Origin of the sequence: Leptolyngbya sp. 'hensonii' (assembly GCF_001939115.1) — a bacterium.
Classification (GTDB): Bacteria; Cyanobacteriota; Cyanobacteriia.
This window is the reverse complement of record NZ_MQTZ01000011.1, coordinates 63940-87761: the sequence shown is the minus strand read 5'-3', so window position 1 is coordinate 87761 and position 23822 is coordinate 63940. Positions and strand designations below refer to the sequence as shown.

Annotated in this window: 24 protein-coding genes; 13 read left to right on the top strand and 11 right to left on the bottom strand. The window is 52.5% G+C overall.

The window, feature by feature from the left end:
- Positions 1-7: 7 nt before the first annotated feature.
- A complete protein-coding gene (locus BST81_RS03975) occupies positions 8-1189 on the bottom strand; it encodes an RtcB family protein (protein WP_075597245.1) in 1182 nt (393 codons plus the stop codon).
- A gap of 95 nt (positions 1190-1284) precedes the next feature.
- Positions 1285-1638 (bottom strand): hypothetical protein, encoded by a 354-nt coding sequence (locus BST81_RS03970; RefSeq protein WP_143780212.1) that lies wholly within the window; start codon positions 1636-1638, stop codon positions 1285-1287.
- Between the two features lie 122 nt (positions 1639-1760).
- On the opposite strand from BST81_RS03970, the gene BST81_RS03965 reads away from it, so the two are divergent.
- The 5 genes from BST81_RS03965 (at position 1761) to BST81_RS03945 (ending at position 5354) form a co-directional block, all read left to right on the top strand.
- Positions 1761-2270 carry an inorganic diphosphatase gene (locus tag BST81_RS03965; protein ID WP_075597243.1) on the top strand — a complete coding sequence of 170 codons (510 nt, stop codon included), beginning with the start codon at positions 1761-1763 and terminating at the stop codon, positions 2268-2270.
- A 118-nt stretch (positions 2271-2388) separates the two neighbouring features.
- Positions 2389-2796, top strand: a complete 408-nt coding sequence (panD, locus tag BST81_RS03960; protein WP_075597242.1) for an aspartate 1-decarboxylase — start codon at positions 2389-2391, stop codon at positions 2794-2796.
- Positions 2783-3730, top strand: a complete 948-nt coding sequence (locus tag BST81_RS03955; RefSeq protein ID WP_075597241.1) for an MBL fold metallo-hydrolase — start codon at positions 2783-2785, stop codon at positions 3728-3730. The genes panD and BST81_RS03955 overlap by 14 nt, the downstream gene beginning before the upstream one ends.
- A gap of 204 nt (positions 3731-3934) precedes the next feature.
- Positions 3935-4597, top strand: coding sequence for a sigma-70 family RNA polymerase sigma factor (locus BST81_RS03950; protein WP_075597240.1), 663 nt, complete (start codon positions 3935-3937; stop codon positions 4595-4597).
- A 148-nt stretch (positions 4598-4745) separates the two neighbouring features.
- Positions 4746-5354: a hypothetical protein gene (locus BST81_RS03945; protein ID WP_075597239.1), complete on the top strand. Its 609-nt coding sequence runs from the start codon at positions 4746-4748 to the stop codon at positions 5352-5354.
- On the opposite strand, the gene BST81_RS03940 is transcribed toward BST81_RS03945, so the two are convergent.
- Positions 5347-5766 carry a gamma-glutamylcyclotransferase gene (locus tag BST81_RS03940; protein WP_075597238.1) on the bottom strand — a complete coding sequence of 140 codons (420 nt, stop codon included), beginning with the start codon at positions 5764-5766 and terminating at the stop codon, positions 5347-5349. The genes BST81_RS03945 and BST81_RS03940 overlap by 8 nt on opposite strands.
- A 123-nt stretch (positions 5767-5889) precedes the next feature.
- Here BST81_RS03940 and BST81_RS03935 point away from each other — a divergent pair, with 123 nt between their 5' ends.
- Positions 5890-7005 carry an FkbM family methyltransferase gene (locus BST81_RS03935; RefSeq protein WP_083636658.1) on the top strand — a complete coding sequence of 372 codons (1116 nt, stop codon included), beginning with the start codon at positions 5890-5892 and terminating at the stop codon, positions 7003-7005.
- 66 nt (positions 7006-7071) lie between these two features.
- Complete coding sequence (leuS, locus tag BST81_RS03930) at positions 7072-9639, top strand: leucine--tRNA ligase (RefSeq protein ID WP_075597237.1); 2568 nt, start codon at positions 7072-7074, stop codon at positions 9637-9639.
- Positions 9640-9675: 36 nt separating this feature from the next.
- On the opposite strand, the gene shc is transcribed toward leuS, so the two are convergent.
- Both shc and recA read right to left on the bottom strand, forming a co-directional pair.
- Positions 9676-11610, bottom strand: coding sequence for a squalene--hopene cyclase (shc, locus tag BST81_RS03925; protein ID WP_075597236.1), 1935 nt, complete (start codon positions 11608-11610; stop codon positions 9676-9678).
- Between the two features lie 160 nt (positions 11611-11770).
- A complete protein-coding gene (gene recA / locus BST81_RS03920; RefSeq protein WP_075597235.1) occupies positions 11771-12877 on the bottom strand; it encodes a recombinase RecA in 1107 nt (368 codons plus the stop codon).
- Positions 12878-13197: 320 nt separating this feature from the next.
- Between recA and xseA the strand changes: the two genes are divergently transcribed.
- Positions 13198-14466, top strand: coding sequence for an exodeoxyribonuclease VII large subunit (gene xseA, locus BST81_RS03915; RefSeq protein ID WP_075597234.1), 1269 nt, complete (start codon positions 13198-13200; stop codon positions 14464-14466).
- The gene (gene xseB, locus BST81_RS03910) at positions 14463-14750 is read left to right on the top strand and encodes an exodeoxyribonuclease VII small subunit (protein ID WP_083636657.1); all 288 of its coding nucleotides are present in this window, start codon (positions 14463-14465) and stop codon (positions 14748-14750) included. The genes xseA and xseB overlap by 4 nt, the downstream gene beginning before the upstream one ends.
- On the opposite strand, the gene BST81_RS03905 is transcribed toward xseB, so the two are convergent.
- From BST81_RS03905 to BST81_RS03885, 5 genes are all read right to left on the bottom strand, one after another.
- Positions 14747-15643 carry an ROK family protein gene (locus tag BST81_RS03905; protein WP_075597233.1) on the bottom strand — a complete coding sequence of 299 codons (897 nt, stop codon included), beginning with the start codon at positions 15641-15643 and terminating at the stop codon, positions 14747-14749. The genes xseB and BST81_RS03905 overlap by 4 nt on opposite strands.
- A gap of 91 nt (positions 15644-15734) precedes the next feature.
- Complete coding sequence (locus BST81_RS03900) at positions 15735-16421, bottom strand: type IV pilin-like G/H family protein (RefSeq protein ID WP_083636656.1); 687 nt, start codon at positions 16419-16421, stop codon at positions 15735-15737.
- A gap of 77 nt (positions 16422-16498) precedes the next feature.
- Complete coding sequence (locus BST81_RS03895) at positions 16499-17059, bottom strand: hypothetical protein (protein WP_075597232.1); 561 nt, start codon at positions 17057-17059, stop codon at positions 16499-16501.
- 52 nt (positions 17060-17111) lie between these two features.
- Positions 17112-18011 (bottom strand): ABC transporter permease, encoded by a 900-nt coding sequence (locus tag BST81_RS03890; RefSeq protein WP_075597231.1) that lies wholly within the window; start codon positions 18009-18011, stop codon positions 17112-17114.
- Positions 18012-18020: 9 nt separating this feature from the next.
- Complete coding sequence (locus BST81_RS03885; RefSeq protein ID WP_075597230.1) at positions 18021-19352, bottom strand: ATP-binding protein; 1332 nt, start codon at positions 19350-19352, stop codon at positions 18021-18023.
- A gap of 168 nt (positions 19353-19520) precedes the next feature.
- Here BST81_RS03885 and BST81_RS03880 point away from each other — a divergent pair, with 168 nt between their 5' ends.
- Positions 19521-20021 carry a pentapeptide repeat-containing protein gene (locus BST81_RS03880; RefSeq protein ID WP_075597229.1) on the top strand — a complete coding sequence of 167 codons (501 nt, stop codon included), beginning with the start codon at positions 19521-19523 and terminating at the stop codon, positions 20019-20021.
- A 4-nt stretch (positions 20022-20025) separates the two neighbouring features.
- Here BST81_RS03880 and BST81_RS03875 read toward each other — a convergent pair whose 3' ends face one another.
- Positions 20026-20937 (bottom strand): histone deacetylase, encoded by a 912-nt coding sequence (locus BST81_RS03875; RefSeq protein WP_075597228.1) that lies wholly within the window; start codon positions 20935-20937, stop codon positions 20026-20028.
- Positions 20938-21002: 65 nt separating this feature from the next.
- Here BST81_RS03875 and BST81_RS03870 point away from each other — a divergent pair, with 65 nt between their 5' ends.
- From BST81_RS03870 to dapA, 3 genes are all read left to right on the top strand, one after another.
- Positions 21003-21518 carry a hypothetical protein gene (locus tag BST81_RS03870; protein WP_075597227.1) on the top strand — a complete coding sequence of 172 codons (516 nt, stop codon included), beginning with the start codon at positions 21003-21005 and terminating at the stop codon, positions 21516-21518.
- A gap of 309 nt (positions 21519-21827) precedes the next feature.
- Complete coding sequence (locus BST81_RS03865; RefSeq protein ID WP_075597226.1) at positions 21828-22895, top strand: aspartate-semialdehyde dehydrogenase; 1068 nt, start codon at positions 21828-21830, stop codon at positions 22893-22895.
- 37 nt (positions 22896-22932) lie between these two features.
- The gene (gene dapA / locus BST81_RS03860) at positions 22933-23811 is read left to right on the top strand and encodes a 4-hydroxy-tetrahydrodipicolinate synthase (protein ID WP_290439414.1); all 879 of its coding nucleotides are present in this window, start codon (positions 22933-22935) and stop codon (positions 23809-23811) included.
- Positions 23812-23822: the final 11 nt, after the last annotated feature.

Below are 23822 nucleotides of genomic sequence, written 5' to 3'. Positions count from 1 at the left end.
GTAATACCTAACCCTTCACACAGACCACCTGCTTTAGGGTCGCTACTACCTCCACCAGATCAGCCTGATTGTCCATCACCTGATCGATCGGTTTGTAGGCTGCCGGGATTTCATCCAGCACACCCTCATCCTTACGACACTCGATTCCTTGCGTTTGCTGAATCAGATCATCCAGCGTATATTGCAGCTTGGCCTTATTCCGGGACATGGCTCGTCCTGCCCCATGGGAGCAAGAACAGTAGCTCTCGTGGTTGCCCTTGCCCTTCACAATGTAGGATTTGGTCCCCATTGATCCGGGAATAATCCCATAGTCCTCTTCCCTGGCTCGCACGGCCCCTTTACGAGTGACATAGACCGCCTCACCGTAATGAACTTCCTTCTCGGCATAGTTGTGGTGGCAGTTGACAGAGAGCAGGGGTTTCGTCGGCTTTCCACCCGCCAGATGCAACTCGATGATCCGCTTGAAGCGAGCCATCATTACCTCCCGGTTGAACCGGGCATACTCCTGAGCCCACTGCAGATCGTGCCAGTAGGCCGCAAATTCGGGTGTGCCAGTTACAAAAGCAGCGAGGTCCTGATCTGGCAAAGACAAACCAGCCAGTTTGGCCAGATCCTTAGCCGTGTTGATATGGTTTTGGGCCAGCATGTTGCCGATATTCCGGGAGCCAGAATGCAACATCAGCCAGACCTGGTTCTCCCTATCCAGGCACAATTCAATGAAGTGATTGCCACCCCCAAGGGAACCCAACTGTTTCATCGCCTTACCCTCCAGTCGCTGAACACCAGGATGCAGCTCCTTGAACTGCCGCCAGCCCTGCCAGTTGGTAACCGACTTCTCGACCTCATCATTCTCGTTGAAGCCTACCGGGATTTGAGCCTCAATGTCCTGACGAATTTTCTTGAGTTTGCCCTCCAGTTGATCAGCCCCAAAGGGCGTCTTGATGGCACACATGCCACAGCCAATATCTACACCTACTGCTGCCGGAATAATAGCTTCCTTCGTAGCAATCACAGAACCCACCAGGGCTCCCTTACCCAGGTGAACATCCGGCATCAGGGCCACATGCTTGAAGATAAACGGCAGAGAGGCAACATTTTTCGCCATTCGGGTCTCATCCGACGCCAGAGGATGACCGGCCCAGGACAACACAGGCGCAGGACTGGAAAGATCTAATTCGCTGTAGGGCATAATCGCTTGCCTCCCTATAATACTACAATTATACTACAAAATACAGGCGAGTCAACATCCAACCCGCCAGAACAGCCTGGATGCTTATTTCAGGGTTATTCCATAGCCTTGTCGATCGCCAGCCCCAGTTGTTTGGCCCCAGCCAGGGTCGGACCTGATACTACAATCAAATACCAGATTCGATCGCGCACCCCGTCGATCGTCTCGCAGGTCACCACCGCCCGATAATTCCCCTGCTCTCCAGAGGCACCAGACTTGCTAGTCGTCAGGGCCTGAAACCGATTCTGCCTCAAACCCTTGACTGCAGAATCAATACAGGCTTTCTGATTAATATTCCAGGTTCCCTGTTTCAGGTAAATGGCAGGGCTTTCAGCCAGCACAACGGGAGAGATACCCGTTATGCCTGCACTAACCAGGGCTGCTGTAGTCAGTTTTGTAAAAATTTTCATCGCTAAATTATCCATTTGATTTTGTCACTGAGCCAGTGGGTCAACGTCTCTATTGCCCATGTAGAATGCTACTCGGAGGGTTTTGTATCCTCAATTATGTTTCATTCGCTTGGAGAACCATTGTGGATTTATCACGTATCCCGGCTCAACCTAAACCCGATCTCATCAATGTGCTGATCGAGATCCCGGCAGGTAGTAAGAATAAATACGAGTTCGACAAGGATATGCAGGCATTTGCCCTGGACCGAGTGCTTTTCTCTTCGGTGCAATATCCCTACGACTACGGTTTCATTCCCAACACGCTGGCAGATGACGGCGACCCCCTGGATGGCTTAGTATTGATGGATCAACCAACTTTTCCCGGATGCGTCATCGCAGCTCGTCCAATTGGTATGCTGGAGATGGTTGATGGAGGCGATCGGGACGAAAAAATCCTCTGCGTTCCAGCCAAAGATCCACGCTATGCCAACGTCAAGTCACTCCAGGATGTTGCTTCTCACCGCCTGGATGAAATTGCCGAATTCTTCAAGACTTACAAAAATCTAGAGAAGAAGGTAACTGAGATTCTGGGCTGGCAAAATGTGGATAAGGTGCTCCCCCTGGTTGAAAAATGTATTAAGGCGGCTCAGTAGCTCACTGAATCTTTAGGAGTCCACTGATCTCAGGACTGAATCAAGTCAATTAATACAGCTATCACGTTGGATTTACTGGGGTAATCCCGCTCACAATGCTAATGGGTAGGCTTCAAAGATGCAGCGAACGCTTCTTCTAGCAAAAATTCACGGTTGTACCCTGACTTCAGCAAACCTGCACTACATGGGTAGCATAGGTATCGATCAGGCTCTGCTGGACGCAGCCGGAATTCTACCCTATGAGCAAGTGCAGGTGGTCAACGTCATGAATGGTGAACGTCTGATTACCTATGCCATTTCAGCACCACCCTACTCAGGTATTGTGGAGCTGAATGGAGCGGCAGCCCGTTTGGGTGTGAAGGGAGATCGTCTGATTATCATGACCTACGGTCAATTGACTCAGGAAGAACTGAGCCATCACTCACCCACTGTTGTACTTGTGGACTCTCAAAATCGCCCATTGGAGGTCCACAAGTACGATCAAATGCTAGCTGAGGCTAACTTGACGGAACATGCCAGAAACTGACATTGCTAACCCAGGTTCGCAACTTCCAGAAGACCAGGCCAGCCCAGCCCTGGAACCTGGTCCAGAAAATCTACCTCATGATGCTCCGATTGATTCAGGAGACATCTTTGAAGTCCATTTTTGGGGAGTCCGGGGGAGCATTCCTTCACCAGGGCCTGAAACCGTCCGGTACGGAGGCAATACTTCTTGCGTTGAAATGCGGGTCGGTGGCAAACGCCTGATTTTTGACGGCGGAACTGGTCTGCGAGTCCTGGGAAAGCATCTGTTGAGTCAGATGCCGATCGAGGCCCATATCTTTTTTACCCATTCCCACTGGGATCATATCCAGGGGTTTCCCTTCTTTGTCCCAGCGTTCATTCCGGGAAACTGCTTCCAGATCTACGGGGCAATCGCAGCCAGCGGAGAAACGATGAAACAGCGTCTGACCAATCAGATGCTACATCCTAATTTTCCAGTCCCCATTCAGATCATGAAATCTGACTTAAAGTTCGTGGATCTGACCGTTGGCGATCAGGTCAGTTTAGGAGATGTCACAATCGAAACAGGGTTGCTTAACCATCCCAACTCAGCCATGGGCTACCGAGTGAGTTGGAAGGGTCACTCCGTAGTTTACGCTACTGACACGGAACATTATCCCGATCGGGTAGATGAAAACCTGGTTCATCTAGCTCGCGATGCCGATATTTTGATTTATGACGCCTGCTATACCGATCAGGAATACAATGACCCCAAATCCCCGAAAACGGGGTGGGGCCACTCAACCTGGCAGGCTGGCTTAGAGGTTGCGAAGGCAGCCGGGGTGAAGCGTCCAGTGATGTTCCACCATGATCCTAACCATGATGATGATTTTCTAGATCGGGTAGAATCCGAAGTTCAGGCTGCCTTTCCCATGGCCATCCTGGCCCGAGAAGGGATGATTTTGCGAGTTATTTAGACCAGTTGTTCGCGGAGCAGGTTCAATTTTCAGGCTTTCAGTGGACAATCCTGGAAGTTGTACATCCTCCCTCTGACTGATGGAGTGGTTGACGTTAATCTCAAAGATAGAGAGAGAGAAACAACTGCATTGGTTCGGTGCCGGTAATGTGCAGGAACTTCTCTCAACAAGTTTGCGTCCTTCCTAACTGTCTGGGGCAAATCCATGAGCCATTCTATTTCTGCAACCTGGTTGACAAATGGGGTCCAAGAACCTCAAAGTCCTGCAATACAGCTCGATAAACTTTCAAACTGTGATCTAATCCTGCACTGTCAGGAAGGGATCCGTCCTGATCGATCTGCTTTCGCAGAGCTGTTGCGGCGGTATCAACCCCATGTCGATAAGGTGCTCTACCATTTGGCTCCCGATTGGCAAGATCGAGCTGATCTGGCTCAGGAGGTCTGGATTCGGGCTTACCGCAATATCAAGCGGCTGCAGGATCCTATCAAGTTCCGGGGCTGGCTAACGCGAATTGCAACGAACCTGTTCTATGACGAACTCCGGAAACGGAAACGCGTTCTTGAGCCGCTGTCCCTGGATGCTCCTCGCAAACTGGACGATGGTGAGATGGACTGGGAAATTGCTTCCGATGATCCAGGACCTGTGGAAAACCTGACCACCCTGGAGTTCTACGATCAATTGCGGGAAGCAATTGCTGACTTGCCAGAGGTCTTTCGCACAACCATCGTCCTGAGAGAAATCGAAGGGATGGCTTACGAAGAGATTGCTGAACTGACCGGAGTTTCCCTGGGAACCGTAAAATCCAGAATTGCCAGGGCCCGCTATCGTTTGCAGCAACAATTGCAAACTTATTTGAATGGCAAGTGATAAACTGTTCTTGGGTTCAAGCTCTTTGGCCTGGAGGCCAACGGAGTCTGCCTTTCCCTTTCATAGATAGAGTTGGTAAACTGCTATAGACTTTTACTGACTGTAGGCTTTTACCGACTGTGCATCCCCGCTTGGTAGTAATACTGAGATGACTTCTAACTTTGAGCCCAACCAAAACTTGAATCAGAATCCTACCCCTTTCTCCGATCGAGGCCAACCCATCAGTGAGCCCCAACCTCATCATCTTCTGGATGGATTGAAGCGCGATCGATTTGAGCTCCTGAGTGCCTACCTGGATCATGAGGTCACCACGACTGAGCGTCGCCAGGTCGAAGAGTGGTTAGATACGGATCCAGTTGTGCAGCGTCTTTATGTTCGCCTGCTTCAGCTGCGTCAGGGGTTGCAGACCGCCCCTGTGCCTAGGTCCCAGCAGTCGACCGAACAGGTTCAAGCGGGTGTTTTGCGCCACTTAGCCCGTCGTTCGAGAGCAACTTGGGCGGGGACGGCAATCGCAGCCCTCTTTGTTGCTGCCGTTGCAGGTCTCGTTCCGGGTGTTCGTTCTCCCTTCCTGGAAAACGCCCAAATGGCTAAATCGGACAATTCCAATCTAGAAGTTTCTCTGAATGGTCCTACCCGACCCAGGGTAACCTCTGACTCGTTGATGATTGCCCTCGATCGTCCAGTGGTTGACATTCCCAAAGCTCCCGTTTCTGCCCCTGAAAGTCCCACCTGGATCATCCAAACCAATCCTAACTAGGCTGCCAATTTCCCTTAGGAATCAAAGTCCCTCCCAGTTGTTCGGCTTGCTGTTGCTTCATGACATAGGCCCAGGCCGATCCGAGGGATTCTCCTTTGGAATCAAAAACTTCCAGCCAGCGCCGTTCATACTCATTTTCATAGGAGGGGAGATCGGGGTCATAACCTTCCAGTTCGTCCAGGTTATCCAGAACCCCGAAGTCATTGAATGTGAGTAGTACACCGTGAACCGTACCTGCCCCTTCAGTCATAGCAGGGTATCCCATCGGCAGCCCATAAAGGCAACCTGGAACGATCGCAGGCTGGGCCTTAATCACCTTACCCGCACAATAGCGATCGTAATAAAATCCACCTGGCTTCAAGCTGCCATAGACAAACACCCTGAGCAGAGTTGATAGCGGTTCATCGGTCATCTCAGATCTCACCCAAGCCACCATGCCTATGATGCAACAAATTGGGAAGGATAAATTTTACAAACCCCTGCAAACGGGGTGGCTGGGATAGACTGAATCACAAATCAGTTATCCATTGCATCCATGCTTGATCTGGCCTATCACTATTTTCTTCAGGCAGAGTATGCCGAAGCATCCCGACTCTATGAGGACGCGATCGCGGTTGACCCCACCGATGTGCGGAACTACTGGTATCTGGGGCTAATTTACCTGCTTCAGGGATACGAGGAAGAGGCTCAGGTCACCTGGATGACTGGCTTAGGCCAGCCAGAATCTGTCGCCGATCAGCATCTGGCTCACCTGTTTCAAATTCTGGTCAGTGAAGCAGCACGATTCGAGCGCCTGGAAGGCTATCGCTTGGCAGAGGTGATTCGACAGTATATTCGGGAACTTCATCCTGATGAAGCGGCCCTGCCCCCTCCATCCTTCCCAGCCACAACCCCAGACGAGGTCAGGATTCAGCGCCATTCCTGGCCCGGAAGCTTATATAACATCAAGCATCTGGGCTTTCAACCTGCAACCGTGATTGATGTAGGAGCCGGAGTGGGGACCTTTGATTTGTACCATATCTTTCCGGAGGCCAAGCATTTACTCCTGGAACCCCGAGAGGAGGATGCCCCCCACCTGGAAAAAATTTGTACCCTCTTTCCCAACGCGACCTACCTGACAGCGGCTGCAGGTCGGGAACCGGGTAGCCTGGCTTTTCCGGGTCAGGATGGAAGTCCCAGAACAGTGCCCATGGTCACCCTGGATCAGATTTGTGTCGATCGTCATCTAATAGGCCCTTACCTGCTTAAGGTCGATGTTGACGGCCCGGAGGTGGATGTTCTGAGTGGGGCCACTAGAGTTCTGCAGGAAACTGAGTACGCCATCATCGAAATGACCCTGTTTAACCAGTTCTATGACGTGATGGACCTGATGCGCCAGCAGGGATTCGTCGCCTATGACATCGTCAATCCGGTGTATCGGATGGCCGATGGGGCGCTATCTCAGGTGGATATTGCTTTTGTCAAAGCAGCAGGAGCATTCCGCCAGGTACAAAGTTTCTATGCGGATGATCATCAGAAGGCCCAATTAACTGCTGACCTGGAACAATATCAGACCTTTATGACGACCTATATCGATGAACGATTTGCGGCAGAAATGGCCTATCTCCAGCAGGCCTGGCAGGCGGGCAAGATTGTGATTGTCTGTAGCTGAATCGGTCCTGTGTCAGAATTGTAGGGGCGAAACGCATTCATTGGATTTGAGAGTAGGAGAATTTTTGTGGAGTCCCGTTACAATCCCGCCGAGATCGAGGAGAAATGGCAACAGGTTTGGTCTGAACAGGGTTTAGACCTAGCCCCGGATGGGGACGATCGCCCCAAATTCTATGCCCTGTCCATGTTTCCCTATCCGTCGGGCAACCTGCACATGGGGCATGTCCGCAACTATACGATTACAGATGTGATTGGTCGAGTGCATCGGATGCAGGGTTATCGAGTCCTCCATCCCATGGGCTGGGATGCTTTTGGTCTGCCCGCAGAGAATGCGGCCATTCAACGGGGCATCCATCCAGCCAAGTGGACGTACCAGAATATTGCCCAGATGCGATCGGAATTGAAACGACTGGGCCTCTCCTACGACTGGAACCGGGAAGTGGCCACCTGCTCACCCGATTATTACCGCTGGACCCAGTGGATTTTTCTGCAGTTTTTCCAGGCTGGACTGGCCTACCAGAAGGAAGCAGCCGTGAACTGGGATCCCATTGACCAGACAGTGCTGGCTAACGAACAGGTGGACAGCGAAGGCCGATCGTGGCGATCGGGAGCCAAAGTTGAACGGCGGCTGTTACGCCAGTGGTTCCTCAAAATTACGGACTATGCCGAGCAGTTGCTGAATGATCTGGACAACCTCACAGGTTGGCCGGAGCGGGTCAAACTGATGCAAGCTAATTGGATTGGTAAATCCGTGGGAGCTTACCTGGAATTTCCGATCGTGGGGTCTGAAGAAACGATCGGGGTATTCACCACCCGTCCGGATACGGCCTACGGGGTCACCTATGTGGTGTTGGCTCCAGAACATCCCTTGACTGCCAAAGTCACTACCCCAGAGCAACAGGCGGTTGTGGCTGCCTTTATTCAAGAAGTCTCTGGCCAGAGTGAGCTGGAGCGCACCGCTGAAGACAAGCCCAAGCGGGGAATTCCCACCGGAGGCAAAGCCATCAATCCTTTCACGGGCCAAGAGATCCCCATCTGGATTGCTGATTACGTGTTATACGAGTACGGTACAGGAGCCGTCATGGGCGTCCCCGCTCACGATGCCAGGGATTTCCAGTTTGCGAAACAGCAGGGCCTGCCGATTCAGGTGGTGATTGTCCCGGAGGGCAACAGTGGGAGTGAACCCTTAGCAGCCGCTTACACTGAAGCGGGTATTCTAGTCAATTCCAGTCAGTTTGATAGCCTACCCTCTCCCAAGGCCAAGCAAGCCATCATTGAGTATGCCGAACAGCAGGGAATTGGCAAGGCCCGGATTCAGTATCGTCTGCGAGATTGGCTGATCTCCCGGCAGCGCTATTGGGGGGCTCCCATCCCTGTGATCCATTGCCCCAGTTGTGGGATTGTGCCGGTACCCGATACTGACCTGCCAGTAGTGCTGCCAGAAGACATTGAACTATCAGGCCGGGGTCCTTCTGTACTCTCCCAGTTGGAATCCTGGGTGAAAGTTCCCTGTCCTTCCTGTGGGGAGCCAGCCCAGCGGGAGACAGATACAATGGACACTTTCATCGATTCCTCTTGGTATTTTCTCCGCTATCCCGACGCTCGGAATGAAGACCAGGTTTTTGATCCAGCCCGCACCAATGACTGGATGCCTGTGGATCAGTATGTCGGTGGGATTGAGCACGCCATTCTACACTTGCTTTACTCCCGCTTCTTTACCAAAGTGTTGCGCGATCGGGGACTGCTGAACTTGGATGAGCCGTTTCAACGGCTGCTCACTCAGGGCATGGTGCAGGGGTTGACCTATATGAACCCCACCACAGGCAAGTGGATTCCTTCAGCTCAGGTTGATCCCGACGATCCCCGTGATCCGGAAACAGGAGAAAAGCTGGAAGTCTCCTACAAAACCATGTCCAAATCAAAATATAACGGGGTGGCTCCAGAGGACGTGATCAACAAATATGGGGCCGATACTGCGCGCATGTTCATCCTGTTCAAAGCACCCCCTGAAAAAGACCTAGAATGGGATGATGCCGATGTGGAAGGCCAGTTTCGCTTTCTGAACCGAGTCTGGCGACTGGTCACGGAATTTGCTGCAACCAGCGATAGAGCGGTGCACCCCTACGATCCCGCAACCTTGACTAAACTTGAGAAAGACCTGCGGCGGTCGATTCACATTGCTATTCAGGAAATTACCGCAGACCTGGAAGGAGACTACCAGTTCAATACGGCTGTTTCAGAGCTTATGAAGTTGAGTAATGCCCTGACGGATTGTCCCTGCAAAGAGTCTCCAGTTTATGGCGAGGGCATCCGCACATTACTTCTACTTCTGGCTCCCTTTGCCCCCCACATTGCTGAAGAATTGTGGCAGGAGTTAGGGCATAGAAATTCCGTTCATCAACAAACCTGGCCGATCGCCGATCCGACGGCGCTGGTAGCCGATGAAATCACCCTGGTCATCCAGGTCTGTGGCAAGACCAGGGGATCGATCCAAGTGCCCGCTACCGCCGATCGAGCTGACCTGGAACGCTATGCCAAGGAATCTGATCTGGCCCAGCGGTATATTACCGGCAAAAATGTGAAAAAGGTGATCGTGGTCCCCGGAAAATTGGTCAATTTCGTCGTTACGGAATAATTTTATAGCCGGGTAGGGACGCGATTAGTCCCGCCCCTACCCGCGTTGAACCCGATAGCGTCCCAAGGCGGTCAGGGGAAAATGTTGTTGGTACAGGTGATATTTCAGGTAGAAATGGCAGGGAAAGCCTGTCCCCGTGAAGTAGTTTTCATCCCAGGTGCCATCCGATCGCTGCGTTTCCAGCAGATAGGTGACTCCCCGATCGATTTCATCCTCCGCATACCGACCTGTAGCCTCTCCAGCAGCCAGCAACCCGATCAAGGCCCAGGCCGTTTGGGATGCCGTGCTATCTCCCTGGCCCATGAGGGCGCGATCGTTATAACTGAAACAGGTTTCACCCCAACCCCCGTTGGCATTCTGACATTGAACTAACCAGGCGGCCCCCCGTTCGATGTCCGATCGATGGGTTTTAGGCGCAACAAGGGCCAGAGCCGCCAGGACGCCACTGGTGCCGTAGATGTAGTTCACCCCCCAGCGACCAAACCAGCAGCCCTCCGGTTCCTGCTCCTGCCGCAGGTAGGCCAGTCCTCGCGCCAGTCGCTCATCTGATAGTGATGTATTAGGGATGGTAGAGACTGAATGTTGAATCCTTCCCACCATCTCTAAAACTCTGGCGGTCACATCTGCGGTATTGGGATCGATCATCGCCTTCAGATCTCCATAGGGCAGCTTGTTCAGCCAGTCCTGATCATTGTCGAGGTCGAAAGCAGCCCAACCACCGGGACGACACTGCATGGTGGCAATCCAGTTCAAAGCCCGGACGATCGCGGCCTGCTTCAGATCCTCATTCGGGAGCTGCACCGCGTTCAGGGCCATCACGACTACCGCCGAATCATCCACATCGGGGTAAAACCGGTTATCAAACTCGAAAGCCCAGGCTCCTGGCTTCCCCTGGCGGTTCTTCACGATCCAATCCCCATAGTCGAGGATCTGCTTCTCCAGCAGCCAGTTTCCAGCTTTGACCAGCGCCGGGTGATCAGGAGCCAGACCAGAATCCACCAGCGATCGCATCACCAGAGCTGTATCCCAAACCGGCGAGACACAGGGTTGCACCCGATAGGTCGTTTCATCTTCAATGGCAAAGTTATCGACCGCCCGCAGCCCCCGATCGACGATCGGATCTGCCGGAGCATAGTCCAGGCACTTGAGGGCCAGCAGCGAATTGAGCATGGCCGGAATAATACCACCCCAGTCTCCTGTTGCCTCCTGCCGTTCCAACACCCACTTCTCAGCAGCCCGCAGTCCTTGCTCCCGAAACGGCACCAGATTCAGATTTTCCCCTAGCTTAAACAGATCATCCAGGGTGACAAAAAAATCAGTCCAGTCATGATTACGGGGCAGCTCATAGCGAACCTGTTCAATCCCTTCGGCATAGAGTTCATCCAGGGTAATCTGCGGCTCCACCTGAAAGACGGGCTTACGATCGAACACAATTAGCAACGGTACCGTGCTACCCCTGGCCCAACTGGACATTTCATAGATATTGAAGAAGAAATTGTCGGGCAGCAGCATAATCCAGGGCGGAATGGAAGGCAGACCGCGCCAGCTATAGCAACCAATCAGGGCCAGGTGCATTTTGGTGAAAATGCGGGTCTTACTGATACCACCCCGCGCCAGAATGAATGTCTTGGCCCGCAACAGCGACGGATCGCTGGCTGGTACCCCTAGCAATCGCAGAGCCATATAAGCTTCCACGGTGGTACTCAGTTCGCCCCCATCCCCGTAGAAGAGTTCCCAACCCCCATGGTCCCGCTGCTGCTGTCGCAGATAGGTTTCGACTTTATGCAGATTGCGGGATTGATCTGTTCCCCAGATTTTGTGCAGGAGAACCGCTTCAGAGGTAATCGTCACATTAGATTCTAGTTCCACCCACCAATAGCCATCAGGATGTTGGGTAGAAAGAAGATAGGACTGGCTGACCTGGATCGCCTGCTCCACCCTGGACAATAAGGTTCTATCTTGTATCTGCATGTATGCGCTAGCCTCCACTACACCTGCTCTTGGGTAGCATAAAGGAAATGATTCCCAAGGGCAATTCGGGCAGCAGGGGCTGTCCTCTGGCTAAACTTGCCACCAGAGCAACCAGAATCTGACTGTTCAGCCATCGCGTCCTGTCAGGAGCCTGCGTTTCCTACATCTCATCTTCCAGATAGGGATCTTCATCCTCCTCTTCGATCGGGACCACTGAATTCGCCGAGACCACTGCCCCCATTTCCAGCTTCTGGCGCACCTGCTGTTCGAGCGTCTTCGCAAACTCCGGATTTTCTTCCAGATACTTAATTGCGTTATCCCGGCCCTGGCTGATGTTATCCCCAGAGTAGCTGTACCAGGCTCCCTTACGAGTTAGTACACCCGTTTCCTCGGCCATATCTACCAGGCAACCCAGAGTAGAAATTCCCTTGCCAAAAATGATGTCAAATTCGGCAATGCGGAAAGGTGGCGCAACTTTGTTCTTGGCCACTTTGACCTTCGCCCGAATCCCATATTCTTCGGTTCCTTTCTTCAGGGTCTGAATACGGCGGATATCCAGCCGCACCGAAGCATAGAACTTTAGAGCATTGCCCCCCGTCGTCGTTTCGGGATTGCCATAGGAAACCCCAATTTTCTGCCGGAGCTGGTTCAGGAAAATCACTGTACAGCCGGACTTACCGATATTGCCCGTGATCTTTCGCAGGGCCTGACTCATCAATCGAGCCTGCAGACCCACATGGGCATCCCCCATTTCCCCTTCGATTTCAGCCCGGGGCACCAGAGCAGCCACAGAGTCAATCACAATGATATCGATCGCCGCCGACCGCACCAGTTGGTCTACGATTTCCAACGCAGCTTCGCCTGTATCCGGCTGGGACACCAGCAAGTTATCAATATCAACTCCCAACGCCGCAGAGTAGGTTGGGTCAAGGGCATGCTCTGCATCCACAAAGGCAGCCACGCCACCGGCTTTCTGCACTTCTGCCAGCGCATGCAACGCCACTGTTGTTTTACCAGAACTCTCTGGGCCGTAGATTTCAATGACCCGGCCTTTGGGTAGACCTCCTCCCAAAGCCAGATCCAGGGTTAAAGCTCCGGAGGGAATGGTCTCTACCCGCATGCGACTGGCATCTCCCAATCGCATAATTGTTCCCTTACCAAAATTCCGCTCAATCTGACTCAGTACCAGGTTTAGCGCTTTTTGCTTTTCTGGGTTCTGCTTTTCAGAACTATTTTTTTCAAGATTGTCTGTATGCTTGGGTGCCATTAATGCCTCAAAACAAAACTTAGAAGAAGTTAGGATGATTTATGCCAGCTAAGGTTAATGCATGGATTGAATGTCTGAATTCTCTAGACCTCATGTTAAAAACCTGATTTGCCTGCAGGAATAATTTTATTGATATTCAATTCAGACATAATCCTGAGAATGGAGGAATAAATGCAGCTTATTCTACTGTGTATTTTCAGAAAGTCCAGTTAAGGTATTCAGACGAAACACCTCATCTATTTTACAATCTAAAGTACGTTTGTACCATAAAGTATGCTTTATTTAATAATTTTGGTTTTAATCATTCAATGATTTAAAAAATGTCTTCCCCTTTTCCCAATCTTCTGGTTCCCGATACAGCACTCTCTGTTGGTAGTCTAACCACTTACATCCAAACAGTTCTGGAGCAGGACGATCGACTGCAGCAGATTTGGGTCATCGGTGAAGTTTCCAGTGCCACCCAATATCGCAGTGGATTGTTCTTTACCCTGCAAGATCCCGATATTAAAGCTTCGATCAACTGTGTCGTCTGGAACAGCCAGCTCCATAAGTTAGCCACCTTACCGGTTCAGGGGGCCCAGCTCATTTTGCTGGGTCGCATTCATCTGCATCCCCAACGGGGACAATACCAGCTCATCATCTGGCAGGCTCTCCCGGCAGGTGAAGGGTTGAGAGCCTTGCGCTATCGACAGTTGCGCGATCGTCTGGAGATAGAAGGGCTGTTTGATCCGGCTCGTAAACGACCGATCCCCTCACACCCCCAGACCATTGCCGTAGTAACCTCCCCCCAAGCGGCAGCCTGGGGAGACATCCAGCGCACCCTTAAACGTCGCTACTCAGGTCTGCATGTCTTGCTCTCCCCAGCATTGGTCCAGGGAGAACAGGCTCCCGCCTCGATCGTCACCGCAATTCGAAGGGTGGAACAAGATGGAAGAGCAGAAGCCCTGATTCTGGCCCGAGGTGGGGGGGCAACCGAAGACATGGCCTGCTTTAATGACGAACGGGTAGTCCGGGCTGTCGCCACCTGTAGCATCCCCGTGATCGCAGGTATTGGCCACCAGCGAGACGAATCCCTCGCCGATCTGGCTGCCGATATTTGTGCCCATACCCCCACGGCAGCAGCGGAGCAGAGTGTGCCCCTGCTGGCCGATCTCTACCTGGAACACCGCAATCGGGTGGCTTGGTTGCAGGATGCATCCAGCCATTATCTCAACATGTTACGGACTCATGAGCAACGGTTGCGCGATCGGCTGCAACGCCTGCATCCAGAACGACAGTTGCAACGGGAGATGCAGTTCATGCGCTGGCAGCGGCAGCGGCTGTTGCGGGCCACCACCCAACATCTCCGACAAGCCGACCAGCACTGTCAGATGCTCAAGCAGAAGCTAGCGACTCTGGACCCTCAGGCTGTTTTGCGGCGGGGCTATGCTGTTGTTCGTCAGACCGATGGCACGATCGCCCGATCGTCCCAGACGCTTCATTTAAATGAAGAGTTGCTCGTCCAACTGGGCCAGGGGCAGATTAAAGTCAAAGTAACCGATATGATGAATTTGGATGCTAGTACAAACGCTGATGTGAACCTCCCATGACAGATTCTCTGGCAGCCACTGACCCTCTCAACCCTGATCAGGATGACATTGGCTTCACCTCAGCCTCCTACAGGTCATCTCTGGACTGGAATTACGAAGCGACGGTCGCTGAAATTGAAGCGATCATTACCCGGATTGAATCAGGAGAACTGGAACTAGCAGAAGTGTTTGACCAGTTTTCCAGGGCCGTCGATCGGCTCCAGCAATGTGAAACTTTCCTTGCCGATCGGCAAAAACGCATGGATTTGTTGATTGAAACCTTGACCGATGAGATTGACCTTTAAGGATTCATTCCCTTTTCCCAGGCCAGTTTAGCTGCCCCAACCATACCCGCCCGGTTCCCCAATTCTGCCCTGAGCAGGCACATCTTCTCTCTAGAAGTGGGCATCACCCGCCACTCAAGTTCTGCCTGAGTTGCAGGCAAAAAAAACTCTGCGCTGGCACTGATGCCTCCTCCAAGTAACACCGCCTCAGGGGTCAGAACATAGATTAAGCTAGCCAGCCCAGATCCCAAATCCCGCCCGTAACTCTGCCAGAAGGTCAGGGCTTCCGGGTCTCCGGCCCTGGCCCGCTCTCCCAGTTGATGGGGCTCCAGGCCAGTCCGTCGTCGAATCGCCTGGGCCGAGACATACTGCTCCAGGGATCCGGCGTTGCCGCTATTACAGGCCGGACCTTCCGGTCTCAAGGTGATCAGTCCCAGTTCCCCAGCTGCACCATAGGGTCCAGTAAACAATCTGCCATCCAGAATCAGAGCCCCCCCAACTCCTGTGCCCAGGGTGAGTAAGATCAGGTTCTTGAAGCGGCGACCCGCCCCCAACCAGGCTTCGCCCAATCCAGCGCAGTTGGCATCATTGGCAATCACGGTCGGCAAGCCGATTTTTGCTTCCAACCAATCAGCCAGGGGCACCTCCCGCCAACCGGGCAGATTAATCGCGATGCGGGCAATCCGGCCTGTGGCATCGGCTGGACCGGGAGTTCCGACGCCGATCGCCCCACAGGTTTCCATTTGCTCCATCTGGGCGATCGCGTCCACCAGAGCCACCAACACTGCTTCTGGCTGGGGGGGCTGGGGAGTGGGAACCGTCAGAAATTGAAGACATTGCCCCTCCCGGTCGAATTGTCCTAGCTTGATAGCCGAGCCACCAACATCAATGCCCAAAACCGTAGAAGTTGTCACTGGCGCGAGGATTTTCGATCGTATTCAGTTTGACAATTCTACGGGGAATCGATTCAAAATTCAAAATTCAAACTGGATGGACCTGGAATGGTCATCGGGTCTCGATCGTCTTTGTCCCTTCAGGACAGGTCGGCGTGCCCTTCTGTAAGGTTGGGTTAGCGGGTTGATAAACGCCAAATCGGTTAGCCTCACAGAGCACTGTGACCATCCAAGGCTCACTCTTAGTCTTGTTGGATTGACCAGTTTCAGGCAGCAGAAAGGTTGCGCCCACATAGCTCTTGACCTGATCGTTGCGGGCAATCCCATAGCTGAAAGCTGCTGTTTTAGTCCCTTGAGTCAAGTATTGATAGTTATAGGTTTGCGTCTGGATTCCCAGGCCCAGGGCTTTGACTGACTTAGAGAAGCGGCCATGCTCCAGATAGAAAGCCTGCTGCCCTCGATTCATTGAGCCGACATTTTGCTTTACTTCAGACTGTCTGGCCTTGTTACCACAGCCACCACTGCTCGTAACCATGAATAGGGCTGCAATAAATAATAGCCCCAGGAGACTGCCAGCACCGGCAATCAACAGCAGCAAAACCTTCAGAATAGACCACCCTCTGGATGGCTTTTGATCGATTAGATTGGAATCGGCATCAGGAGCACTGTCAGCCTGGGTTTCAAAGATCGGCGTTCTAGGGGTTTCTAACTCTGTCCAATAGTCAGTTAAGGGAGCTTCCAGAACAGGCTGGGGAGATGCTTCTGGGGTGGGCTGTGAGGGGATATCCTTGAGCTGCATAGTGACCTTCTGAATCTTGCTAAGGCATTGCTTGACATACCTCTTCCAGATTCAACCTTGATCCCCCCAATTGCCGATTAATCGGCAATCTTTACAGAATTCCAATAATTCTGAAAGTCCCGTTCAGCCTGCTGGTACTCTGCCTGCTTTTTCTCTAAAGCTGCTTTACTGATTTCCCGATCGGCATACTGTTTGCGGGCCAGTTCCCGTTCCAGTTGCTTGATCTGCAAATGCTGACGACGCAGAGTCCCTTCTACAGAAGTCGTCCAGTTGGGAAAGCCCAGGTTTTGGGTTTCCCAGTCTGTATTGCCAACGGCTCCAACTTCGACAGTCTTCGTTTTTTCGGTTAATTGGCGGAAACTTGTCAGGGCAGCGTTGATTTGCTGCAATCGGGTTAGGGAATTCTCCAAAGTGAAGCGCTGGTTGAGAGTGTCCGCTGTCGGCTCATCAGGATGGACTGGGGCAAGAGCACCATCTGGACTAATCTTAGCCAGTTTGCTGATGGGAGCGAGGGGACTGGGAAGCGGGTTAATTTGGGCATTCATGGGTTCGTCCGGGATCAGACGAAAGGCCCCAGCAGCAGCCACCACCAGGGTCAAGAATCCGGCTGTTGAGAGAAGCGACAAATTCCGGGCCATAGTAACCTCCTCAAACCTGCGTAGAAACCTACAGTTATCTACGACGACAGTTTCAGGCTTTTCGGTTCCAATTTTCCCGTCTCAACAGGGGATTTACAAATTCATTTAATCCCTCTCCCAGAAGAGATAAGCCCACCACCATACCCGTCATCGTCAGGCCGGGGAAAAAGGCTGTCCACCAGACTCCGGTAGGCAGAGCATCCAGGGCCTGTTTCAGGTCAGCACCCCATTCTGGCGTTTCCTCTGGCAGGCCCAACCCCAGGAACCCCAACCCTCCCAATGTGAGGATGGCATCGGCAGCGTTGAGGGTAAACAAGACAGGCACACTCTGGATCACATTCAGGAACAGGTAACGGGAGAGGACCGTCCAGGTGGAGGCTCCCATGGCCTGAGCCGCCTCAATAAATAGTTCCGTCTTGACGCTAACCGTGTGGTTCCGTACGACCCGGTAGTACTGGGGAATGTAGGAGATGCTGAGGGCGATCGCCGCATTCAGGATCCCACGTCCCACGACGAAAGCCAGGGTCACTGAGAGGATCAGCCCCGGCAGAGTATAGAGGGTATCCATTAAAAACAGGAGCGATCGGTCCAGTTTCCCCCCCAGGTAGCCACTGACCATACCCATGGGCACCCCAACCGCCAGACTCATCACAGTTGCCAGGACGACAACCTGAAGGGCGGCCTGACTGCCAAATAGGGTGCGGGAAAAAACATCATATCCCTGGCGAGTGGTGCCGAACCAGTGGCGCAGGGAAGGAGGTTCATGGATGGGATTACTCAGGGTTTCGATCGGATTCTGAATCCAACCCCAGGATTGCAAAACGGGAGCCAGGAGCGCGATCGCCAAAAAAAGTAGGGTCATCACCAGCCCCACCCGGGTCATGCGGGCAGACAGACTGGTTCCCCTGGAAAAATCAAATAGGCGGATAAGTGGAAGCCGAGTGGAAGTCATGTCGTCTGATCATACGGTAAACTCGGCGAACTCGTTACGTTCATCCCCTTTTGGATCCTTGCCCGCTTGAGTCGGTTGGAACCCAGCCCCCCCCAACACCTTGTTCAATGTCAGCTTGGGATTTTGCTGCAATACAGTCAGAACACTGATGAAATCCCGGACGATTTCACCCGGTGTCAGCAGCGCTTCTGCCCCCAGTCGTTTGACAACCTCTTGCAGAAAATCCTGATAGTCCTGAGCTTTGAGACCTCCCTTATACCCATAATGGGTTGTATGAATCTCTGCCAACCGCTGTAGCAACTGGAGAATTTCGTCCTGGCTCAGAGGTTCCAGGCGAATCACGGGACCAGAGAGATCCTGAACTGCTATCTTCACAAACTGGCTTTTGGTGGTGCGGCGCTGCCAGGCCGGATCACTGTAAAGCCCCCGGCGGGGGTCTTCCACAAACTGAGGGGTTCCCCCAATCAAAATACCCAGATGCCCCACTCGACCCTGCATGGCATCATTAAACATCATCAGCAACTTGTCATAGTTATTCTGCCGGGAGGCACTAGTCGTAATTTTGTAGAGATGAACCGCTTCATCCAGCAAGACCAGTAAACCTTTATAGCCAATCCCAGCTACAAATCGGGCCAGTAGCTTGAGGTAGTCGTACCAGCTTTCATCATCAATGATGACCCGCACCCCCAGAGCTGCTTTTGCCTCCGTTTTCGTGGCAAACTCACCCCGTAACCAGCGCAAGGCCGCATCCTTCCGTGGCTCATCGTCAGCTCGGTAGCCACTCCAGTAGGCGATGATGACGTTTGCGAATTCAAAGCCGTTGACCAGTTCTTCCATCTGTTTCACGACTTCCCGAATTCTGGTTTCGACCAGATCATCAAACCCTGCATCATTGGGCCGTTTGCCACTCTCCTGGGCCACCTGAGTTTGAATACCAGCAATCCAGCGCTCTAGAATCGGAGCTAGGGCACCCCCATCAGGGCGAATCTTGGTTGAGAGATTTTGCATCAAGGCCCGGTATGTGGCGACACTGCTGCCCCCTGACCCGGCTAGGCGTCGCTCCGGTGAGAGGTCTGCATCTGCCACTACAAAGCCCTGCTCCATGGCATGGTTACGCAGGAGCTGCAGCGTAAAGCTCTTTCCGGCCCCATAGCGTCCAACCACAAACCGGAAGGCAGCTCCCCCTTCTGCCGTGTTGTGCAAATCCTGCAGGAGCACCTTAATCTCCTGCTCTCGCCCGACAGCAATATGCTCCAGCCCAACCCTAGGAACAACCCCGGCACTAAGGGCATTAATCAAAGCAGTAGAAATTCGCTTGGGAATTTTAGCGGATGAGGTCATGAAGATTGTAGGTTAAAGGGCTACCAGCGATCGCAGCCAGCCTGCTTGAACAATTGTACTTGAGGCCGATCGGAAATGTCTGCTCCCGAAGCGATCGAAGATGACGATGAAACAAGATTAAAAAATGTTACGTTAAAGTCTTGAAGTGAGTGAGTGTTGCCTTCAGCTATGAGTATTCTGCAATCCTGCTTCAGCCTCCTGTTGGCCCTGTTCCTCCTGTTGACAGCCCTGCCATTGCCTGCTCAGGCTGCCAGTTCAGCCGCCATTCGGGCGATCGACGATGCAGAAGCCACTGCTAAAAGTTACGCTGGTCAACAATTGATTCGCGCCGAGTTTGCCAACGTCCGACTAATTGACGCTGACTTTACCGGGGCTAATTTACAGGGCGCGGTGTTCAACGGGTCGAATCTGACCAAAGCCAACCTGCATGGGGTGGACTTCAGTAACGGTATTGCCTACCTCAGCAATTTTGCCAACGCAGATCTGAGTGATGCTGTTTTGACCTCAGCCATGCTGCTGAAATCCAACTTTAAAGGGGCCAAAATTACAGGTGCAGACTTCAGTGATGCCGTGCTGGACCGCAAACAGGTAATGGACCTGTGCGCAGCCGCCAATGGAATCAATCCAATTACAGGCGTAAACACCCGTGACTCCCTGGGTTGCCCCTAGTCCGTCAATATTGGCGGTATATCGCTGACGCAGCCCGATGCAGGAGGGAGTGGCGATAGGCCAAGGCATTCAGATCCTCCGCATAGCCTCCCCCAATCACACAGGCTACCGGATAGCCTGCAGATGCACAGGTCCCCAACACCTGCATCTCCCGTCGAAACAGTCCTGTATCCGTCAGAGCCAGTTTGCCCAACCGATCGCCCCCATGGGGATCAACCCCTGCGTCATACAGGACCAGATCTGGCTTGACTGCCGAGAGTAGATCCGGTAGATAGCAGGCTAATGTCTGCAGGTACTCGTCATCTTCCATTCCGGCTGGGAGTGCTACATCTAAATCACTCTGCTGTTTCGTGCCTGGAAAATTGACTTCACAATGCATGGAGAAGGTAAACACCTGTGGATCTGCTTGAAAAATGGCAGCGGTCCCGTCTCCCTGATGCACATCCAGATCCAGAATCAGAATTTTCTGGACCAGTCCCCATTGCTGTAGAAGTCGGGCTGCGATCGCCAGATCATTGAAAATGCAAAATCCGGAGCCATAGTCTGGAAAAGCATGGTGGGTCCCCCCGGCTGTATTGCAGGCCAGCCCGTGCTGAAGGGCCAGTTGGGCTGTCAGAATTGTTCCTCCCACCGCTACACAGGTGCGATGCACCAGCTCTGAACTCCAGGGCAGGCCAATGCGCTTCTGGGCTCTGGCATCCAGGGTTCCGTCACAGTAAGCCTGTACGTAAGCGGCACAATGCACCAGCTCAATCAAGGCGGCATCAGGTCGTTCTGGTTGGTGGAACTGATTTCGATCAGCCACGCCATCAGCCAGTAACAGGTCATAAAGCAGGCGGAATTTGGCCATCGGAAAACGATGGCCTGACGGCAGAGCCACCACGTAATCGGGGTGGTAGATCAGGGGAAGGTCCATGCAGTCTCTACCCTTGTTGTCTGGCTTTCAAAGATTAGAATAGCAATGACGATCGAGGACTTTCCATGCAAGCGAGACTAGTCTGGCAGTACGGGAGCAGTAATCCTGAGAATGGGGATCATCTGGCCGCTATTGGTCAATGGTGGTCTAAACTCAATGGCCAGGAGATTACCTGGCAACAACGGGTGCTCACCCCCATGGGAGATGTGAGTGAACTGAACTGGGACCCTCAGAGATTTGACGAGAAATTTGTTCTGACCACCCCTGAGATTCGGGGGATCACCCTCTACTGGCGGAAGCCAGATATCCAGGAGGAACGCAATATCACAGTTCAAAAATTGGAATTGGACGCCTTGCGCCAGCAGCTCTACGCTTTCCCCCAATCTCAACCAGACATTGTGCTTCGGGTGGGATTACCCGCAGTGGTCTACCAGCAAGTGGACTTGACCCATCCCCGCGTTGAAGTCAAGGCAAAGGGGAGCGAGTATGTGCTAACTTTGCGGGATGAGGCACAGGTGTTGGAGGTAAGGGCCACCCTGACCCAGGCAGAACTGGCCCAGCTCAAGCAGCAACTGCCTTAGTCTTTGATTAGCCGAACAACAGCTAAAACCAGTTTATTGCCGATTATGATGGCCAAACTCCTGGTTTGGCCGATTTTTGGGTTGGGTGATTAAAGCTGCGACGAGCCAAATAATGTTTCATTGAGTGAGAACATAATCTCCTTTATTGAGGTCGAGCAAAATCCGCTAACATGTTAGAACCTGCTTAATTATGATCCCCTCATAAGAACATTTGTATTAATTAATATTTTGTTTGATCTAAAATTGACTAATAGAATTTTTACGCTTGACCTGGTAGAAAACTAGCTTTAACTCAAGGAGGACATTAGTTTGCGTCGATCGTATCGAGTCGCCATTTTAGGGGCGACGGGCGCAGTGGGTACGGAATTACTCCAGTTGCTGGAAAGTCGGCAGTTCCCAATTTCTGAATTAAGATTATTGGCTTCTCCTCGATCGTCGGGCAGCACACTCCCCTTTATGGGAGAGCAGGTTCCCGTCCAGGTGGTCGAAGAATCTTCTTTCCAGGGTATCGATCTGGTTCTGGCTTCTGCGGGTGGTTCAACTTCAAAAGTCTGGGCTCCCAAAGCCGTTGCTGCTGGAGCAGTAGTGGTTGATAACTCCAGTGCCTTCCGGATGGACCCCCAGGTCCCCTTGGTAGTCCCAGAGGTTAATCCTCAAGCCGCAGCAGCCCATCAGGGGATTATTGCCAATCCCAACTGCACGACGATTCTAATGACGGTAGTGGTCTGGCCGCTGCATCAGGTTCAGCCAGTCCGACGCATCGTAGCAGCCACTTATCAGTCTGCCAGTGGTGCTGGAGCTAGGGCGATGGAAGAGGTGAAAACCCAGGCCCGTGCTATTCTGGCAGATGAACCCCCCAAAGCAGAGATTTTTCCGTATCCCCTGGCCTTTAATCTGTTTCCCCACAATTCCAAGCTCAATCCCCAGGGATATTGCGAGGAAGAAATGAAGATGGTGAACGAGACCCGCAAAATCTTCGGGACAGAAGAGATTCGCATCACGGCCACCTGCGTACGGGTTCCCGTACTCCGAGCTCACTCTGAAGCGATTAACCTGGAGTTTGAGGCTCCTTTTAGTGTGAAGCAGGCAGAGGAGCTCTTAAGTCAGGCTCCCGGTGTGAAGTTGGTGCAAGACTGGGAGGCCAACTATTTCCCGATGCCCATAGAAGCCAGCGGGTTAGATGAGGTGTTGGTAGGCAGAATTCGCCAGGATATTTCCCATCCCTGCGGGCTGGAACTCTGGCTCAGTGGGGACCAGATTCGTAAAGGGGCAGCCTTGAATGCTGTTCAAATTGCTGAATTGCTGATTTCCCAGAAGCTCGTGGGTCAAAAGCACAAACCCCCAGGGGAACAGCAACCTGCCCATTCCTCCCTCTAATTGCTGCTATCAGATATATACAGGTAGGTAAAGCCTAGTGGATTTCGGACGTGTTCTTACAGCAATGGTAACGCCGTTCAAGGCGGACGGCAGCATTAACTACGCTAAAGCCGAGCAGTTAGCTGTTCACCTGGCCGATCATGGCACGGATACCTTTGTAGTCTGTGGAACAACTGGCGAGTCTCCCACACTGACCTGGGACGAGGAGTATGAGTTATTTCAGGTGATTCAGCGGGCAACGGCAGGCAAAGCAAAGATCATGGCTGGAACAGGGTCAAACTCTACCCGGGAAGCGATCGCAGCCACCCAGAAAGCCGATAAGCTGAAGTTAGATGGGTCTTTGCAAGTCGTTCCCTATTACAATAAGCCTCCCCAGGAGGGTCTCTACCAGCACTTTAAGGCGATCGCTGAATCTGCCCCCGATTTGCCTGTCATGCTCTATAACGTTCCAGGGCGCACGGGCCAAAATTTGCAGCCAGAAACGGTTGCTCGCCTTGCTGAAGTGCCAAACATCGTGGGGATTAAAGAGGCCAGCGGCAATCTGGATCAGGCCAGTCAAATTCGTAGGCTGACCCCCCCTGAATTTGCCATTTACTCTGGAGATGATTCTCTAACCCTGCCCCTGCTGGCGATCGGGGCTAAAGGGGTTGTCAGTGTAGCCAGCCATCTGGTTGGCAATCAGCTTCAACAAATGATTCAATCGTTCGAAGGGAATCAACCCCAACTCGCGACCCAGATTCATCTACAGCTTTTCCCCCTGTTTAAGGCGTTGTTCCTAACAACCAATCCAATTCCCGTCAAGGCTGCCCTCAAGTTACGAGGTTGGGATGTTGGTTCAACTCGTCTTCCCCTATCTGAGCCCTCTGACGAGGTTGTTCAAACCCTGAAAACGGTGCTGGCAGAACTTGCATCGTAATTATTAACCAG